Here is a 17,628-nt window from a genome sequence, read left to right as displayed (position 1 = left end):
GAAGTGCACTATATAGAAAAACACCGTTCACAAAAATACGGCAGAAATATTACAGACTTAAAGGAGAGGGATTATTGTGGAAAGAAGTTTATCTATGGAGTTAGTACGTGTAACAGAGGCTGCAGCATTATCATCAGCGCGTTGGATGGGACGCGGGAAAAAGGATGAAGCAGACGGTGCAGCAACATCAGCTATGCGTGATGTATTTGATACAATTCCGATGAAAGGTACAGTTGTAATTGGTGAAGGTGAAATGGATGAAGCACCAATGCTGTATATCGGAGAGAAATTAGGTACAGGATATGGTCCGCGCGTAGACGTTGCAGTTGATCCTTTAGAAGGGACAAACATCGTAGCAGCTGGCGGATGGAATGCACTTGCTGTTATTGCAATTGCAGATCACGGTAATTTGTTACATGCTCCTGACATGTACATGGATAAGATTGCGGTTGGCCCAGAAGCAGTTGGGGCAGTTGATATTGACGCGCCTATTATCGATAACTTACGTGCAGTTGCGAAAGCAAAGAATAAAGATATTGAAGATGTTGTAGCGACAGTTTTAAACCGTCCACGTCATCAAGCAATTATTGAAGAAATTCGTAAGGCTGGTGCTCGTATTAAGTTAATTAACGATGGAGATGTAGCTGGAGCAATCAATACAGCATTTGACCGTACAGGTGTAGATATTTTATTCGGTTCTGGTGGAGCTCCTGAAGGTGTATTAGCTGCGGTTGCATTAAAATGTCTAGGTGGAGAAATTCAGGGGAAACTATTGCCACAAGACGAAGCTGAATTAGAACGTTGCAAAAAAATGGGCATTGAAGATATAAATCGCATCCTTCGTATGGAAGACTTAGTAAGAGGTGACGATGCAATCTTTGCTGCAACTGGTGTAACAGACGGAGAACTATTACGCGGTGTTCAATTTAAAGGTAACGTAGGAACAACACACTCCCTTGTTATGCGTGCGAAATCAGGTACATTACGCTTCGTAGACGGACGCCATAGCTTAAATAAAAAACCGAACTTGGTTATTAAATAAAAAGTGGAAGCGGCTCGTTTAGAATCGCAGGGCATTGGAACTCTCGACCTTGAAGCGCTCTTTGCTTCGAGTGAGAGAGTGAAATGACCGGAGATTCTAGCCGCTGGAACTGGATTAAATAAAAAGCGTAAGCAGCTCGTTCAGAATGGGAGGGGGATGGAGCTTCTGACGTAGAGGCGTTTTTTGCCTCGTAGGAAGAAGTGAAGCCACCGACCATTCTAGCTGCTGAAGCTGGATTAAATAAAAAGCGTAAGCAGCTCGTTTAGAATCGCAGGGCACTTCAAACGAGAGAGCAAAATGCCTTATCTATTCTTCCTTAAAATCAGGTGAGTAGAAAAAAGAACGAAATATAAAAAGCGAAGACAAATTTTCTTGTCTTCGCTTCTTGTATTTGTGTTTCAACGTATTGATTAAAACTAGATAAAAGGGTTACAATAGTGAATATTACCCTACTTGAACTTATTGCCTTTCATTATTAATTATTTGCCTTCCGTATTTTTTCCCTTTACCCATTTGAATAGAGAATAACGTTAAAGTGTGGTGTCTGAATGAATTTGTCAATTGCAGCATTAGAAAACATGAAATTAAAAGAGTTATACGAGCTTGCGAAAGAATTTAAGATTTCGTATTATAGCAAATTAACGAAAAAAGAGTTAATCTTCGCTATTTTAAAAGCTCGAGCAGAAAAAGAAGGTTTCTTTTTCATGGAAGGCGTATTAGAAATTATTCAATCAGAAGGATTTGGATTCCTACGTCCTATCAACTATTCTCCAAGCTCAGAAGATATTTATATCTCAGCTTCGCAAATTCGTCGTTTCGATTTACGTAATGGAGATAAAGTTTCTGGTAAAGTACGACCTCCGAAAGAAAATGAACGCTATTTTGGATTGTTACAAGTTGAAGCTGTAAACGGAGATGATCCAGAGTCAGCAAAAGAGCGTGTGCATTTCCCTGCATTAACACCATTATACCCAGATCGCCAAATGAAATTGGAAACGGAACCGAAAAAGTTACCGACACGCATCATGGATTTAATCGCACCAGTTGGATTTGGACAACGTGGTTTAATTGTCGCGCCTCCAAAGGCAGGTAAAACAAGTCTATTAAAAGAAATCGCGCACAGTGTTACAACAAATCATCCGGAAGCAGAATTAATTGTACTTTTAATTGATGAGCGTCCAGAGGAAGTAACAGACATTGAACGTTCTGTTAAAGGAGATGTTGTAAGTTCTACTTTTGATGAAGTACCAGAAAATCATATTAAAGTAGCTGAACTTGTGTTAGAACGTGCAATGCGTCTTGTAGAGCACAAAAAAGATGTTATCATTTTAATGGATAGTATTACCCGTTTAGCGCGAGCTTACAACCTTGTTATCCCACCAAGTGGTAGAACATTATCGGGTGGTATCGACCCAGCTGCCTTCCATAGACCGAAGCGTTTCTTTGGAGCTGCGCGTAATATTGAAGAAGGCGGTAGCTTAACGATCTTAGCAACAGCGCTCGTTGATACAGGGTCTCGTATGGATGATGTAATTTATGAGGAATTTAAAGGAACTGGAAATATGGAACTTCACCTAGATCGTTCATTAGCTGAGCGTCGTATCTTCCCAGCAATTGATATTCGTCGCTCTGGTACGCGTAAAGAAGATCTATTAATTCCGAAAGAACATTTAGACAAATTATGGGGTATTCGTAAAACAATGCGTGATACACCAGACTTTGTTGAAGGTTTCTTGCGTAAACTTCGTCAAACAAAGACAAATGAAGAATTTTTACAAAACATTGTTGCAGACTCAAAAAGGTATGTAACAACTAAGTAAAGGGAAAAGATGGGGACTCGCTTATTTTATAGTAAGCGAGTTTTTTATGCCTTTTAGGTGATATTAAAGAGAGAAATAAGTGGGAGAACCTTAGCCAGTCAGAGCTAAACGAGCCCCCGCCACTTTAAATTTCAAAATACAAAAACAGGTAGTTGCAAAATGGAGTTAGCCTTGTTATAATTTCATCATATGTGTTTCATCAATATAGTTGTGTAAGCAGCTGAAGATGAAAAACTCTGTTTCGAAAATGATTCAGGGCGGAAGGAGATGAAAAGAATGAAAGCAGGAATCCATCCAAATTACAATAAAGTTGTATTTATGGACACGAACACAGGCTTCAAATTCTTAAGCGGGTCTACTAAAGGCTCTAGCGAGACTGTTGAGTGGGAAGATGGTAACACTTATCCATTACTAAAAATTGAGATCAGTTCTGATTCTCACCCATTCTACACTGGACGTCAGAAGTTTGCTACTGCAGACGGACGTGTTGACCGCTTCAATAAGAAATACGGTATTAAGTAATAAAGAACATAAAACAGGCAAGTGTATGTATTCGCTTGTCTGTTTTTTTTGCAAAAATATTAAACCTTTACCCTACTTTGGATTAGGAAAGTAGATGAAAGGAGAGCTCAATGTACTTAATGAATCAAAGTGGTTGGATTGAAGTGATTTGCGGGAGTATGTTTTCTGGAAAATCAGAAGAGCTCATCCGCCGTATACGCCGTACGCAATTTGCGAAACAACATGCGATTGTATTTAAACCATGTATTGATAATCGTTATAGTGAAGAAGATGTTGTATCACATAATGGATCAAAGGTTAAAGCGGTGTCTGTTTCAGCTTCAAAAGATATATTTAACCATGTAACAGAAGAAATGGATGTTATTGCAATCGATGAGGTGCAATTTTTTGATGGGGACATTGTGGAAGTGGTGCAAATATTGGCAAATCGTGGCTATCGTGTCATTGTAGCTGGTTTAGACCAAGATTTCCGTGGTCTACCATTTGGACAAGTTCCTCAGCTAATGGCGATTGCTGAACATGTAACTAAATTGCAGGCAGTTTGTTCTGAATGTGGATCTCCAGCAAGTCGTACGCAACGTTTAATTGATGGAGAACCAGCGGCATTTGATGATCCAATCATTTTAGTCGGGGCTTCAGAGTCATATGAACCACGTTGTCGTCATTGTCATGCAGTACCTACAAACAAAGATAAGTAAAACTCGCTATGTAGGGCGGGTTTTTTTCAAAATAGAGAGAATGTGCGGTGTGAGCCGCTTGCGCTTTTAAATATAATTTGCGTTTTTTTGATTAAGTACCATATACTATTTGTATTAGATACTAGGATGTAGAGGTGAATGGTGTGTTAGATCGTTTGCAAGCTGTAGAAGATCGTTATGAGAAGTTAAATGAGTTGTTAAGTGACCCAGAAGTTATTAGCGATACAAATAAGCTTCGTGAGTATTCAAAGGAACAATCCGATATGCAGGAAACGGTAGAGGTGTACCGTGAGTATAAAGATGTTCGTGAGCAATTAAGAGATGCGAAAGCAATGTTAGAAGATAAGTTAGACGCTGATATGCGTGACATGGTAAAAGAAGAGGTTTCTGAATTAGAAGGACAAGAGAAAGAATTGTCAGAGCGCCTGAAAATTTTACTTGTTCCAAAAGACCCTAATGATGATAAGAACGTTATCGTTGAGGTTCGTGGGGCTGCTGGTGGCGACGAGGCGGCTTTATTTGCTGGTGATTTATACCGTATGTATAGCCGTTATGCTGAGGTGCAAGGTTGGAAAACAGAAATTATCGAGGCTAGCTATACAGAATTAGGTGGATATAAAGAGATTATCTTTATGATTAACGGTAAAGGTGCGTTCGCGAAGCTGAAATTCGAGAATGGCGCTCACCGTGTACAACGTGTTCCTGAAACAGAATCTGGTGGACGTATTCATACATCTACAGCAACTGTAGCTGTATTACCAGAGGCAGAAGAAGTAGAAATTAATATTCATGAAAAAGATGTTCGTGTTGATACATTTGCTTCTAGTGGTCCTGGTGGACAAAGCGTTAATACAACGATGTCAGCGGTACGTTTAACACATTTACCGACTGGTGTAGTTGTATCTTGTCAGGATGAGAAATCACAGATTAAGAATAAAGAAAAAGCGATGAAAGTATTACGCGCACGTGTTTATGATAAGTTTAGACAAGAAGCACAAGCTGAGTATGATCAAAACCGTAAACAAGCTGTTGGTACGGGAGATCGTTCAGAGCGTATTCGTACGTATAACTTCCCGCAAAACCGTGTTACAGACCATCGAATCGGTTTAACGATTCAAAAGCTAGATCAAATCTTACAAGGTAAGTTAGATGATTTCATCAATGCCTTAGTAATGGAAGATCAGGCTCAAAAGATGGAGGCAGCTGAGTAATGCGTGTCTATGAAGCCCTGAAATGGGCTTCTTCTTTTTTACAGGAAAATGGACGAGATGAAAATGCGGGAGAAATTGTCCTTTGTCATGTATTAAAGATGAACAGAACAGGATTACTGATGAATATGCGTGAAGAAATAACTACGGAACAAGAAAAAAGTTTTACGGAGTTTATCCACAAGCATGTAGAAGGTATTCCTATTCAATATATGATTGGTTATGAAATGTTTTATGGACGGTCGTTCTTTGTGAATGAAGAAGTATTAATACCAAGACCGGAAACAGAAGAGCTTATAGTAGGAGTATTAGAAAGAATTGAGCGCCATTTTGGTAAGGAGAAACTGCATGTAGCGGATATCGGCACAGGTAGTGGAGCGATTTCTATTACGCTTGCTTTAGAAAATGAAAACCTTCATGTGTATACGGTAGATATTGCGCAGGAGTCGATTGAAGTTGCAAAAGAAAATGCAAAAGCTTTGGGCGCAGACGTAACGTTCTATCACGGTGATTTATTGTCGCCATTTTATAAAACAGGTCAAAAGTTAGATGTTGTTGTTTCAAATCCTCCATATATACCGGAAGAGGATTGGCGTGGTCTTTCTCCTGTTGTGAAAGAGCATGAGCCAAAGAGAGCACTTGTTGGCGGGGAAGACGGATTAGATTTTTATCGCCGTTTTATGGAAGAATTGCCGAATGTGTTGCAGAAGAAGGCAATTGTGGCATTTGAAATTGGAGTAGGACAAGGTGAGGATGTAAAGGGACTGTTACAACAAGCTTTTCCACATGCTCATGTTGAGGTTGTTTTTGATATTAATGGAAAAGACCGTATGGTATTTGCAGAAATGGAGTAAGGTATAAGCCTTACTCTATTTTTTTATGTGGAAATTCATATAGATTTTGAATTTAATAGTTTAGAAAGATGAAAGTCTGTCCACACTGTTTGTAGAAGGGACGGTGGAGGAAATGAAAAAACAAGTTATTGCTTATCTTCTTCTATTACTAATTGGTGCACAGTTGCTTGTGCAGTTTGGATATATGAAAGCTGATGCGAAAGGGCCTTCAGTTATTCCGAAAGAGGCCGTTCGATTACGAATTTTAGCAAATAGTGATTCAGATAAAGATCAGGCTTTAAAACGTAAAGTGCGTGATGAAGTAAAAGCACAAATTGATGGATGGGTAGCAGATCTAACTTCATTCGAAGAGGCAAGAAAAGTAATTCAAAGCCATATTCCAGAAATCGAAAAAACAGTTGCAAATACGTTAAAAAGAGAAGGAAGCAAAGAGTCATTTCAAGTGAAATTTAGTAAGAATGTAAAGTTTCCTACAAAGGTATATGGGAATTTTATTTATCCAGCGGGAGAATATGAAGCAGTACTGATTACAATTGGAGAAGGAGAAGGGGCGAACTGGTGGTGTGTATTATTTCCGCCAATGTGCTTCTTAGATTTTTCGAGCGGTACAGCTGTAAGAAAAGAGGAGCATGTTGTGAAGGCTGAATCTCCTGAAGAGGAGCAGGTAAAACAACTAGATGAGGAAGTAGTAGATATACAAGAGAAAAAAGAGGATGAGATGAAAGAAAAGGAAGTTGTAAAGAAGGAAGTAGCAAAAAAAGTAACGGCTTCTGAAAAGAAAGTAGTAAAAAATGAAACAAAAGTCGAAGAACAGCCTGTAAGTAAAGAAGAGACAAAAACTGTGGAAAAAGTGGAGAAACCTGTGGAACAAAAACAAGAAAAACAAAATGAGTATGTAAAAGTAGAGGAGGAAGAAGAAAAGCCAGAAGTTAAATTGTTTATTGTTGAAGCTTTTACATCTTTATTCTCTAAATAGTACTATTAACAAGTCCTTCCTCATATATAAAAAAGAGGAGGGATTTACTATGAAGAAGGTGTATTTTGCTACGAAAGCGGATGTGGAAAGATTACATTCTTTTTTCGGACAAGCTAATAAAAAAGATGATAAAATAAATGAGTTGTACGCACAATTTATGATTTTGGAAGAGGCGGAAGAAATACGAGCTGTAATTGGTTATGAACAAAGTGGGGAAGATGTATTGATTCGTTCTTGTTTATTCACACCTAATGTGGATAAACAGACTTTCTTATATTTTTTTGAAATGTTTTTGCAGTATATGAAAGAAAAAAGTATTCGACAATTGTACTTACTAACAAATCATCCACAATCTATAACAATCTTTCAGTTTTTTGATTTTGTCACTATAGAAAAAGAAAACGTGCCAGAGGGAATTCGACAGTTAGAACACTTTTGTAAAAATATAAAAGAGCCAAATGCAATAATACTAAATTGTCAGCTATTCACAAAGTTATCCACGGATTAATTAGGTTTATCCACATTTTGTGGATAAACCTTGTTTGTCTTTTGGATAAATCTCATAGTAAACTAAAAATAGACAAGTATTTCATGGTAGAAAAGGACGTGGGAAAAAATGCATACAAATATGTGGGTTGTGGATAATGTTGTGGAAAGAAAAAAATATTATCCACAGTTACAAGAAGCAGCAAAATTATTAAGGGAAAATGAAGCAATTGCCTTCCCTACAGAAACAGTATATGGACTAGGTGCGAATGCGATGAATGATGAAGCAATCGCGAAGATTTTTGAAGCGAAAGGAAGACCGAGTGATAATCCACTTATTGTCCACATAGGCACGAAATCTCAGTTAGATGGGATTGTGACGGAAATTCCGCCAGTTGCGGAGAAGTTAATGGAACACTTTTGGCCAGGCCCGTTAACAATTATTTTACCTAGAAAAGAAGGGATTTCAGAGAAAGTAACGGCAGGACTTAATACGGTTGGAGTAAGGATGCCGGATCATCCAGTAGCGCTTGCTCTTATCGAGGAGGCAAATGTACCTGTTGCGGCACCAAGTGCGAATCGTTCAGGTCGTCCAAGTCCAACATTAGCTTCTCACGTATATGAAGACTTAAATGGAAAGATTGCAGGTATTGTTGATGGTGGTGCAACAGGAGTAGGAGTTGAGTCAACTGTAATTGATTGTACGAGCGCAGTGCCAACGATTCTACGTCCAGGTGGCATTACGAAAGAACAGTTGGAAGCGGTGATAGGAAATGTTTCTTTAGATCCAGCTTTAAAGGATGAGAAGGAACAGCCTAAATCACCTGGAATGAAATATACACATTATGCACCGAAAGCACCACTTAGTATCGTTGAAGGATCGCGCGAGTTTATTCAGCGTATTGTGGATAAGAAAAAGGAAGAAGGATTTAAAGTAGGGGTATTAACGACAGAAGAATATCAGCATGTATATAGCGCAGATGTTGTATTATCTTGTGGTGTGCGAAGCGATTTAGCTAGCGTTGCGACTAAATTATATGATGTGCTTAGAACGTTTGATGCAAGTGACGTGGATGTTATTTTTAGTGAGTCGTTCCCGAATGAAGGAATAGGGGATGCAATTATGAATCGTTTAACAAAAGCAGCGGGACATCACATTATTACTGAATGATAATGTACCTTTCGCAAACAGAATATTTCTCCTCGGATAAGCATATTTTGAAGTAGCACGTCCGAGGAGGGACATGAATGACATTTGAACAATTAATGCCTTTAATAATTATGGCATTTGCCTTAGGTATGGATGCATTTTCAGTGAGCCTAGGTATGGGGATGATGGCCTTAAAGTTGAGGCAAATCTTGTATATCGGTATGACAATCGGGATATTTCATATTATTATGCCCTTTATCGGAATGGTATTAGGACGTTTCCTATCAGAGAAGTATGGGGATGTTGCACATTTTGCAGGAGCTATTTTATTAATTGGACTAGGGTTTTATATCGTATATTCGTCTATTTTAGAAAACGAAGAGACTAGAACGGCCCCTATAGGAATTAGTTTATTTGTATTTGCATTTGGCGTCAGTATAGATAGTTTCTCAGTGGGGCTTAGTCTTGGTATTTACGGAGCACAGACGATTATTACAATATTACTTTTTGGATTTATTAGCATGCTATTAGCGTGGTTTGGTTTACTAATTGGTAGACATGCGAAAGATATACTTGGTACATATGGTGAAATAGTAGGTGGTATCATTCTGGTTGGATTTGGATTATATATCCTTTTTCCTATATAATTTTATGGAGGAGGGAATTATGAACAAGTCATTGGAATGGTACATTCGATTTTTAACCTTTTTCCCTAGGTGGTTACGACAACTTATTATATGGGGTATTATTTTACAAATTTCTATTTTGGGTTGGATCAAGTTAATTCGTGAATGATAAGATAGTTCCTTTCTGTACATAGTTTTGTTTGTACTATACTTTATTGCACTAAAAAATTACAGATATAGAAAGGATGAGAAGAATGACGAGATTAAAGCAGGTTTTTGGCATTATTATTAGTTTTTTTGTTTTCTGGTTTAGTATGCTCGGTGTACAAATGTTTGCTGAGTTTTTAGATATTGAGTCATTAAAGTTTGTTGCGGGGAAAACGGAGGCAGCGCGTGCGTTTTATTCACCATATCCGTTTTTAATTGTTTTTCTTATTACATTACTTTCCTTATACTTCTTAGTAATTAAGCTTGGGAAACCGAAAAAAGAAAAATTCCCGGCTTTAGAGGAAAAAAAGGAAGAATTATAAAAAAAAATCCCCCGCTAAAAGCGGGGGATTTTATGTTTGAGCGATGAAGTTGGGCGAGCCGCTTCCGCTTTTAAGTGGTATCCAGTTCCAGTGGCAAGCTCTTCGCCACTAAGAACCTTAGCTGGTCAGAGCTGAACGAGCCGCCTCCACTTTTAGATATTATCCAGCTCCAGCGGCTAGAATCTCCGGTCATTTCGCTCTCTCGCTCGAAGCAAAAAGCGCTTCAAGGTCGAGAGCTCCAATGCCCTGCGATTCTGAGCGAGCCGCTTCCGCTTTTAAACTGGCCTCACTAATTCAAATTGTTCTCCTAGTTTTGCGTAGTTGTGTCCTGCCAGGCGGCTTATTGGTTTTAGTTCTTCGGCGTGAATGCGGCCGTTTTCGTATAGGTGTTCTGCGACGTGGAAACGAACGACGCGTCCAATTAGTAAATCGCAAGCGGGTGCGTCTTCTGTTCCACCAAGAGGAATTGCTTGTTCTAATACGCATTCCATTCGAATGTTTGCTTCTTTCACACCTGGAACGGAGATGACGTCACTTTCAATGGGTGTTAGTTTTGCTAGTTCAATTTCACTTTCATTTGGAGGTAGATTAGCCGCTGTTTCATTGATCGCTTCTACGTAGGATTCATCAGAAATATGTACGACAAACTCTCCTTTTTCGATTGCGTTTCTGGAAGTGTCTTTTTGTTTTCCTTCTTTTCGTTGTACGGAAACGGAGATAAGTGGTGGATTGGCAGCGACGATATTGAAATAACTATATGGTGCACCGTTCAATACGCCGTCTTTTGTTACAGAAGTAACGAATGCAACAGGGCGTGGAATGATACTTCCTGTTAGTAATTTGTAATTATCTTTTTCGGTTTGTTCGTTTGGATTAATGGATAACATGTTGTAATCCCCTTTCTAAATATGAAGACTTATTGTTTGTTTACAAGATATCAATGGGAATCTCCTGCTGAAAATAATATTTTTGTTATATAAAAAGAAACTTACTTCAATCGTGATGAAGTAAGTTTCTTTTTAAGAATCTCGAAATTGAGATAAATTTTAAAGTAAAACGTATGCGCCAGGTCCGATTAAAGCTACACCAACAGCAACAGCGATTAACATTAAGTTATATTCATATCCATTTTGGGTTACCCAGTAACCATTTTTTCCATGAACAGTGAAGATTGCCATTAACATTGTTCCGACAATAAATAATGCACCAATTGCAGTGAAAATACCTGATGCGAATAAGAAGCCACCTAATAGTTCAGTTGCACCCGCCATAAATGCCATAAATACACCAGGGCGTAAACCGATTGATTCCATCCAGCCGCCTGTTCCTTTCAGACCGTAGCCACCAAACCAACCAAATAATTTTTGAGCACCGTGACCCATGAATGTAATTCCTATAACAAGACGAATAATAAGAAGACCGATATCCATCATTTTTAAAACCTCCTAAAAGTTATTAACTTATCTTATGTAAGTAATAATAAAATAGTTACTTACTTTAGTCAAGCGATTTTTGAAAAAGGTATGAAATAAATTTTACATATTAACAACAAAAAATAAAATGTAGTAAAGACCTCTAGACAAGTTGGGTAAAAAAAGAGAAAATATAAGTAGAAGTTAACTTTCTTATTGTTATTCAGACAATCAGAATTGACTGGAATTTTATGAAGCGCTACAATAAGAGTCTATTAGTAATGACGTAATTTATTTCAAAAGCGTTTTTACAATATAATATTCGAAGTATGAAGTCTTACATGTATCCCGATCTTTACTAGGGATTGCCCTATAAACTTTTAGGTAAATTATAAGGAGGACTATCCTATGTTTAAAAAATTATTCGGTCTTGGTTCAAAAACAAATGAAGAAACAATCGTAGCTCCATTAACTGGAGCAGTGAAAAATATTGAAGAAGTACCAGATCCAGTATTCGCTGGTCGTATGATGGGTGAGGGTGTTGCAATCGATCCTACTGAAGGTGTAGTTGTATCTCCAGTTGATGGTGAAATCGTACAATTATTCCACACAAAACATGCTATTGGAATTAAAGCGAAAAACGGTACAGAAATCTTAATCCACGTTGGATTAGAAACTGTAAAAATGGAAGGCGAAGGTTTCGAAGCTCACGTTTCTGAAGGCCAAGCTGTAAAAGCTGGAGATAAATTAATCTCATTCGACTTAGAATTAATCCGTGAAAAAGCGAAAAGTACAATTACTCCAATCGTTATTACAAACACAGATGCAGCTGAGTCTATTAAGACTACTGTAGGTGTAACAGCTACAAAAGGTTCAACAGAAGTAATGAAAGTTACAATGAAATAATTATTGTGCGAAGGGAATCTGTTTCATATGAAATGGATTCCTTATTTTGTTTTGTAGTGTGTGTATTATGTATGATAAAATACTTTGGGCACTTGGAAATAGGGTTTCACATATATGTGGATAAGGCGCATTTTTCTTAGAAAAAATATAAGAGAAATGCGCCTTTCGTATATTCACATTTCTTTTGTTCTATTCTAATGTACGCTATGATAAATGGTAGGAAACAGAAAAAAAGGGGTGGGTTTAGATGAAACGAGTACTATTTGTTTGCACCGGAAATACATGCCGTAGTCCGATGGCTGAGGCGTTACTTCGTCATCATGGAGAAGGTAAGTTTGAAGTGCAATCTGCTGGTGTTTTCGCCTATCCTGGGAGCGATGCGTCGGTTTATGCGAAAGAAGCACTTATTGAAAAAGGAATTTCAATCGATCATGCTTCAAAGCAAATAAATGAAACGTTGCTTGATTGGGCGGATATTGTAATAGCAATGACAGAAAATCATAAGGGAATTATACTTGGGCATTATCCTAATAATGAAGAAAAAGTGTATACACTATATGGATTAACTGAAGGTGTAAGTAAGGATATTTCCGATCCGTTTGGAGGCTCTCTTTCTGTTTATAAGGAGACGTTAAAAGAGATGGAAGCTCTTGTGCAAACTTTATTGAAAAAACATTCAGAAGGTTGATGTTTCGTGTATAATACGATATTGGAGAGCATTTCCTACTATTAAGGTAGTGGAGTGAACAATGAAGATAATGGATTGAAACTTTGGAGGGGTAAAAATGAAAGTAGTAGTAGCATCTGATCACGGCGGTATGAATATCCGTAAAGAACTTGTAAGTTTATTAGAAGAGCTAAATATTGAATATATTGATTTAGGTTGTGAATGTGAAGCTGGTTCTGTTGATTACCCTGATTTTGCGTTTCCAGCAGCTGAAATGGTAGCGAATGGTGAAGTAGATCGTGGCATTTTAGTTTGTGGGACAGGCATTGGTATGTCAATTGCAGCAAACAAAGTAAACGGTATCCGTTGTGCGTTAGTTCATGATACTTTCAGCGCGAAAGCAACGAGAGAGCATAATGATACTAACATGCTAGCAATGGGCGAGCGCGTAATTGGTGCTGGTCTAGCGCGTGATATCGCAAAAATTTGGTTAACAACTGACTATGAGGGTGGACGTCACGAAAACCGTGTAGGAAAAATTAAAACATACGAAACAAAGTAATAGATTCTAACTAGAAGCAGTATGAAATATAATTTGGTGAACCAACCTGTGAAAGGAAGAGGCGTAATGACAGAAATCGTAAAAGTAAGAGAACAGCTACAAATCGCGCTTTCTGATTTCCAAGAACAAGCTTCATTGCAAAGTGGTCAAATTTTTGTAGTGGGGTGTAGCACGAGTGAAGTGCTAGGAGAAAGAATTGGAACATCAGGAACGATGGAAGTGGCAGAAGCGATTTTTTCTGAGTTAAAACAATTTCAAGAGCAAACAGGTATCGAATTGGCTTTTCAATGTTGTGAGCATTTAAATCGTGCTTTAGTAGTTGAGAGAGATGTGGCGATGAAATATCAATTTGAAATTGTAACAGTTACGCCTGTTAGATCAGCAGGTGGTGCATTAGCAACATATGCGTATCACAATTTGAAAGATCCGGTAGTAATTGAGTTTATTAAGGCGGATGCAGGAATGGATATTGGTGATACATTTATCGGTATGCATTTAAAGCATGTGGCGGTTCCGATTCGTACAAGTGTGAAGGGAATTGGAAGTGCACATGTAACGATGGCGAAAACACGTGGAAAACTAATTGGTGGAGCGCGTGCTGTTTATGCGGAGAAGGAAGAAACGATTACTTGCCGTTAAAGATGAAAAATTAGGAAGTCGTATAATAGCTTTGTATCGTAAGATAAAAGGTATGTTGTCTGACTTTATAATAGAAGAAAGAAAAGACCGATTTTCGGTCTTTTTTTTCTTTTATGATATAGAAAGTCATGTTAGAATGTAGTTGAAAACATGAATGTTCGAAAGAATTACAACCTGAATTTTCGTTTTTTCTGAATAAATGAGAAAAAACTATTGGGAATCGATGTAATTCGTTCAGAAAAGGGGGATTTTGGTGGATCATTTAAAACGTCAAGACGAAAAGGTATTTGCTGCAATTGAGGCAGAACTAGGAAGACAGCGTTCAAAGATTGAGTTAATTGCTTCGGAAAACTTCGTAAGCGAGGCAGTAATGGAAGCGCAAGGTTCTGTTTTAACGAATAAGTATGCTGAAGGATATCCTGGGAAACGTTACTATGGTGGCTGTGAACACGTAGACGTAGTAGAAGATATCGCACGTGACCGCGTAAAAGAAATTTTCGGCGCAGAGCACGTAAATGTTCAACCGCATTCTGGTGCACAAGCGAACATGGCAGTATACTTCACAATTTTAGAACAAGGCGATACAGTACTTGGCATGAATTTATCTCATGGTGGTCACTTAACACACGGAAGCCCTGTTAACTTCAGTGGAGTACAATATAATTTCGTAGAATATGGCGTGGATGCTGACTCTCACCGTATTAATTACGATGACGTATTAGCAAAAGCGAAAGAACATAAACCAAAATTAATCGTTGCAGGTGCAAGTGCATACCCTCGTGTTATCGATTTCAAACGATTCCGTGAGATTGCTGATGAAGTTGGCGCATACTTAATGGTTGATATGGCACATATTGCTGGTTTAGTAGCAGCTGGTTTACATCCAAATCCAGTACCACATGCACATTTCGTTACAACGACAACACATAAAACATTACGCGGCCCACGTGGTGGTATGATTTTATGTGAAGAGCAATTTGCAAAACAAATTGATAAATCAATCTTCCCTGGTATTCAAGGTGGCCCACTTATGCACGTAATTGCTGCAAAAGCTGTTGCGTTTGGTGAGGCACTTCAAGATGATTTCAAAACATATGCACAAAATATTATCAACAATGCTAATCGCTTAGCTGAAGGTCTTCAAAAAGAAGGGCTTACACTTGTTTCTGGTGGAACAGATAATCACTTAATCTTAATTGATGTTCGTAACCTAGAAATTACAGGTAAAGTAGCAGAACACGTATTAGATGAAGTTGGTATTACAGTGAACAAAAATACAATTCCATTTGAAACAGCAAGCCCATTTGTAACAAGCGGCGTACGTATCGGTACGGCAGCTGTGACATCTCGTGGTTTCGGTTTAGAAGAAATGGATGAAATTGCGGCACTTATTGCTTATACATTAAAAAATCATGAGAATGAATCTGCATTAGAAGAAGCACGTAAGCGTGTAGAAGCGTTAACAAGCAAATTCCCAATGTATACAGATCTATAATAGATTGAAAAAGACTGCTGAAATGTAATTGTTTCGGTAGTCTTTTTTTTGGGCATATATCATTTTTAAAGTATGTATACAAATGATGAATAAATTTTGGCGATATAATGAAGGATACAGCTCCCATAATTGGTAAAGATACTAGATAGATTCATCGTAAAATCATGATTTTGCCAAATTTGCCCTTGAATATTAGTAGCGTTTTCTTTACAATCGTAAATAGTGTAAAAAAGCGTGTGAACGCATGAATATCATCTAAAGGAGAGATTCACATGGGAAAACTGTATGTATTTGATCACCCGTTAATTCAACATAAGATTACATATATTCGCGATAAGAATACAGGTACGAAAGATTTTCGTGAATTAGTGGACGAAGTAGCAAGCTTAATGGCTTTCGAAATTACTCGCGACCTTCCACTTAAAGACATTGAAATTGAAACGCCTGTAAGTAAAGCGACAACAAAAGTGATCGCTGGTAAAAAACTTGGTTTAATTCCGATTTTACGTGCAGGTTTAGGAATGGTTGATGGAATTCTGAAATTAATTCCTGCAGCAAAAGTAGGACACGTTGGTTTATACCGTGACCCTGAAACATTGCAACCGGTAGAATACTATGTGAAACTTCCAACGGATGTAGAAGAGCGTGACTTTATCGTACTAGATCCGATGCTAGCAACAGGTGGTTCTGCAGCGGAAGCAATTAATTCTCTGAAAAAGCGCGGTGCAAAGCAAATTAAATTAATGTGTATCGTAGCTGCTCCAGAAGGTGTAAAAGTGGTACAAGAAGAGCATCCGGATGTTGATATTTATGTAGCAGCATTAGATGAAAAATTAAATGACCATGGTTATGTAGTTCCAGGTCTTGGTGATGCTGGTGACCGTTTATTCGGAACGAAGTAGGACAACAGACGAGAGGGGAGTCCCCGCTCGTCTTTTTTTTACCCAGAACGTGCGGGGGAGGGGAAGATAAATATACAGGGTGTATACAACATAAGTTACATACACATCACATATAATATAGAAGTCTTACGTCTAGGGAACACTATATTATGGAAGGAAAGCGCTATATCTTAAAAACATAATAGTGACAAAGTTGTGAACATTTTCTTCTATTATAAAGAGAAAACTGTTAGAAATTGCATATCTCTAACCAGTATTTAGAAGGGGAACGTTTTCATTTTTGGGAGGAAATGACTAATACTCAAATTTTTTGATTTTTTACGATTTCTCGTTGACACTGTTAATACCCTATTGTATGCTAACAACGGGGATAGATGGTAGGGCTTTCAGTGACAAAAATACATCTATTCCGTGACGAAAATGTAAACTTTTTATTTTGTATAGAATTTATGCAGAAAAATGAGTTATTATTAATACATCGTGAATGAGGGTTACATATTGGAGGGATGAATCCTTGCAAAAAAACGATCGCAGCCATATAAAAGCATATGCTTTAATGTCAGGAATTCTTGCTCAGTTAGTCGGTTCTATTCTTATTGGAATCTTTGGGGGGCAATGGATTGATAATAAGGTTGGAACGTTTCCATTGTTTCTTATTATAGGGTTATTACTCGGGTTAGGAACAGGGATATACGCAATGATTCGACTCATTCAACATTACTATTCGGGAGAGCAATGATGATAGACGTACATGGACTTGTCCAAAGACAAAAGAAATATATGTACTACTTGCTTGCGCTTCTAGTGCTAGGATGGGGATTTACCTCTTACAAGGATGTATTTCTTGGGCTGATTATCGGAACGATTTTCAGTTTTCTTAGTTTGCGCATCATTGCACGTAGAACAGACAAGCTATTAGATCGCGTAACAAACGGAGAAAACGTGAAGTTTAAGGCGACAGCGGTAAGTACATATTCAAGATTCGCCACGATTGGATTATTAATTTTATTTGCAGCCAAATATCAAGAGTTAATTGCGATGTGGGGCTTAGGTGTAGGATTGCTGACAGGATACCTTGTCATGATCATAGATTTTCTTTATTTAGAGTATAAGAGCAGGGAAGAGAGGTGAAT

The 17,628-nt window shown here is 38.0% G+C and carries 23 protein-coding genes; 21 read left to right on the top strand and 2 right to left on the bottom strand.

What is annotated here, in order from left to right; genetic code table 11:
- Positions 1 to 76 precede the first annotated feature (76 nt).
- The 12 genes from glpX to COC96_RS11930 all read left to right on the top strand — a co-directional run bounded on the left by glpX (position 77) and on the right by COC96_RS11930 (position 9,912).
- A complete protein-coding gene (glpX, locus tag COC96_RS11985) occupies positions 77 to 1,042 on the top strand; it encodes a class II fructose-bisphosphatase (RefSeq protein WP_098268229.1) in 966 nt (321 codons plus the stop codon).
- 548 nt (positions 1,043 to 1,590) lie between these two features.
- Positions 1,591 to 2,862 carry a transcription termination factor Rho gene (rho, locus tag COC96_RS11975; protein ID WP_001053898.1) on the top strand — a complete coding sequence of 424 codons (1,272 nt, stop codon included), beginning with the start codon at positions 1,591 to 1,593 and terminating at the stop codon, positions 2,860 to 2,862.
- A gap of 276 nt (positions 2,863 to 3,138) precedes the next feature.
- Complete coding sequence (locus COC96_RS11970) at positions 3,139 to 3,384, top strand: type B 50S ribosomal protein L31 (protein WP_000643447.1); 246 nt, start codon at positions 3,139 to 3,141, stop codon at positions 3,382 to 3,384.
- A gap of 110 nt (positions 3,385 to 3,494) precedes the next feature.
- Entirely contained in the window at positions 3,495 to 4,082 is a 588-nt protein-coding gene (locus COC96_RS11965) for a thymidine kinase (RefSeq protein WP_097902996.1), read from the top strand.
- A 143-nt stretch (positions 4,083 to 4,225) separates the two neighbouring features.
- Positions 4,226 to 5,293 carry a peptide chain release factor 1 gene (prfA, locus tag COC96_RS11960; RefSeq protein WP_141536013.1) on the top strand — a complete coding sequence of 356 codons (1,068 nt, stop codon included), beginning with the start codon at positions 4,226 to 4,228 and terminating at the stop codon, positions 5,291 to 5,293.
- Complete coding sequence (prmC, locus tag COC96_RS11955) at positions 5,293 to 6,144, top strand: peptide chain release factor N(5)-glutamine methyltransferase (RefSeq protein ID WP_098268227.1); 852 nt, start codon at positions 5,293 to 5,295, stop codon at positions 6,142 to 6,144. Before prfA ends, prmC begins: the two co-directional genes overlap by 1 nt.
- Positions 6,145 to 6,256: 112 nt before the next feature.
- A complete protein-coding gene (gene spoIIR / locus COC96_RS11950; protein ID WP_098268246.1) occupies positions 6,257 to 7,120 on the top strand; it encodes a stage II sporulation protein R in 864 nt (287 codons plus the stop codon).
- 49 nt (positions 7,121 to 7,169) lie between these two features.
- Positions 7,170 to 7,628, top strand: coding sequence for a mechanosensitive ion channel protein (locus tag COC96_RS11945; RefSeq protein ID WP_098268226.1), 459 nt, complete (start codon positions 7,170 to 7,172; stop codon positions 7,626 to 7,628).
- A gap of 108 nt (positions 7,629 to 7,736) precedes the next feature.
- Complete coding sequence (locus COC96_RS11940) at positions 7,737 to 8,777, top strand: L-threonylcarbamoyladenylate synthase (RefSeq protein ID WP_098268225.1); 1,041 nt, start codon at positions 7,737 to 7,739, stop codon at positions 8,775 to 8,777.
- 77 nt (positions 8,778 to 8,854) lie between these two features.
- Complete coding sequence (locus tag COC96_RS11935) at positions 8,855 to 9,403, top strand: manganese efflux pump MntP (protein ID WP_098268224.1); 549 nt, start codon at positions 8,855 to 8,857, stop codon at positions 9,401 to 9,403.
- A gap of 19 nt (positions 9,404 to 9,422) precedes the next feature.
- The gene (locus tag COC96_RS28020) at positions 9,423 to 9,551 is read left to right on the top strand and encodes a hypothetical protein (protein WP_255287954.1); all 129 of its coding nucleotides are present in this window, start codon (positions 9,423 to 9,425) and stop codon (positions 9,549 to 9,551) included.
- Positions 9,552 to 9,636: 85 nt separating this feature from the next.
- Complete coding sequence (locus COC96_RS11930) at positions 9,637 to 9,912, top strand: DUF3935 domain-containing protein (RefSeq protein WP_098268223.1); 276 nt, start codon at positions 9,637 to 9,639, stop codon at positions 9,910 to 9,912.
- 275 nt (positions 9,913 to 10,187) lie between these two features.
- Here COC96_RS11930 and COC96_RS11925 read toward each other — a convergent pair whose 3' ends face one another.
- Positions 10,188 to 10,799 carry a flavin reductase family protein gene (locus tag COC96_RS11925; RefSeq protein ID WP_098768866.1) on the bottom strand — a complete coding sequence of 204 codons (612 nt, stop codon included), beginning with the start codon at positions 10,797 to 10,799 and terminating at the stop codon, positions 10,188 to 10,190.
- Positions 10,800 to 10,958: 159 nt separating this feature from the next.
- Complete coding sequence (locus COC96_RS11920) at positions 10,959 to 11,345, bottom strand: DoxX family protein (RefSeq protein ID WP_098252370.1); 387 nt, start codon at positions 11,343 to 11,345, stop codon at positions 10,959 to 10,961.
- Between the two features lie 387 nt (positions 11,346 to 11,732).
- Here COC96_RS11920 and COC96_RS11915 point away from each other — a divergent pair, with 387 nt between their 5' ends.
- The 9 genes from COC96_RS11915 (at position 11,733) to COC96_RS11870 (ending at position 17,626) form a co-directional block, all read left to right on the top strand.
- Positions 11,733 to 12,230: a PTS sugar transporter subunit IIA gene (locus COC96_RS11915; RefSeq protein WP_097902988.1), complete on the top strand. Its 498-nt coding sequence runs from the start codon at positions 11,733 to 11,735 to the stop codon at positions 12,228 to 12,230.
- Between the two features lie 247 nt (positions 12,231 to 12,477).
- Positions 12,478 to 12,918, top strand: coding sequence for a low molecular weight protein arginine phosphatase (locus COC96_RS11905; RefSeq protein WP_098268221.1), 441 nt, complete (start codon positions 12,478 to 12,480; stop codon positions 12,916 to 12,918).
- Between the two features lie 97 nt (positions 12,919 to 13,015).
- On the top strand, positions 13,016 to 13,459 hold the full coding sequence (rpiB, locus tag COC96_RS11900; protein ID WP_000869917.1) for a ribose 5-phosphate isomerase B: 444 nt from the start codon (positions 13,016 to 13,018) through the stop codon (positions 13,457 to 13,459).
- Between the two features lie 21 nt (positions 13,460 to 13,480).
- Positions 13,481 to 14,098 (top strand): TIGR01440 family protein, encoded by a 618-nt coding sequence (locus COC96_RS11895; protein WP_098268220.1) that lies wholly within the window; start codon positions 13,481 to 13,483, stop codon positions 14,096 to 14,098.
- A 253-nt stretch (positions 14,099 to 14,351) separates the two neighbouring features.
- Positions 14,352 to 15,593, top strand: coding sequence for a serine hydroxymethyltransferase (gene glyA / locus COC96_RS11890; RefSeq protein ID WP_141436272.1), 1,242 nt, complete (start codon positions 14,352 to 14,354; stop codon positions 15,591 to 15,593).
- Between the two features lie 272 nt (positions 15,594 to 15,865).
- Positions 15,866 to 16,495 carry a uracil phosphoribosyltransferase gene (gene upp / locus COC96_RS11885; RefSeq protein WP_000517536.1) on the top strand — a complete coding sequence of 210 codons (630 nt, stop codon included), beginning with the start codon at positions 15,866 to 15,868 and terminating at the stop codon, positions 16,493 to 16,495.
- A gap of 374 nt (positions 16,496 to 16,869) precedes the next feature.
- Positions 16,870 to 16,983: a DUF4024 domain-containing protein gene (locus COC96_RS11880; protein WP_097902984.1), complete on the top strand. Its 114-nt coding sequence runs from the start codon at positions 16,870 to 16,872 to the stop codon at positions 16,981 to 16,983.
- Positions 16,984 to 17,009: 26 nt separating this feature from the next.
- Complete coding sequence (locus tag COC96_RS11875) at positions 17,010 to 17,234, top strand: AtpZ/AtpI family protein (protein WP_141436271.1); 225 nt, start codon at positions 17,010 to 17,012, stop codon at positions 17,232 to 17,234.
- Positions 17,234 to 17,626 carry an ATP synthase subunit I gene (locus COC96_RS11870; protein WP_000567600.1) on the top strand — a complete coding sequence of 131 codons (393 nt, stop codon included), beginning with the start codon at positions 17,234 to 17,236 and terminating at the stop codon, positions 17,624 to 17,626. Before COC96_RS11875 ends, COC96_RS11870 begins: the two co-directional genes overlap by 1 nt.
- Positions 17,627 to 17,628: the final 2 nt, after the last annotated feature.

Source organism: Bacillus cereus (assembly GCF_002577405.1).
Classification (GTDB): Bacteria; Bacillota; Bacilli; order Bacillales; family Bacillaceae_G; genus Bacillus_A; species Bacillus_A cereus_AU.
Note: the sequence above shows the minus strand (reverse complement) of the source record. Positions and strands in the feature narration are given on the sequence as shown.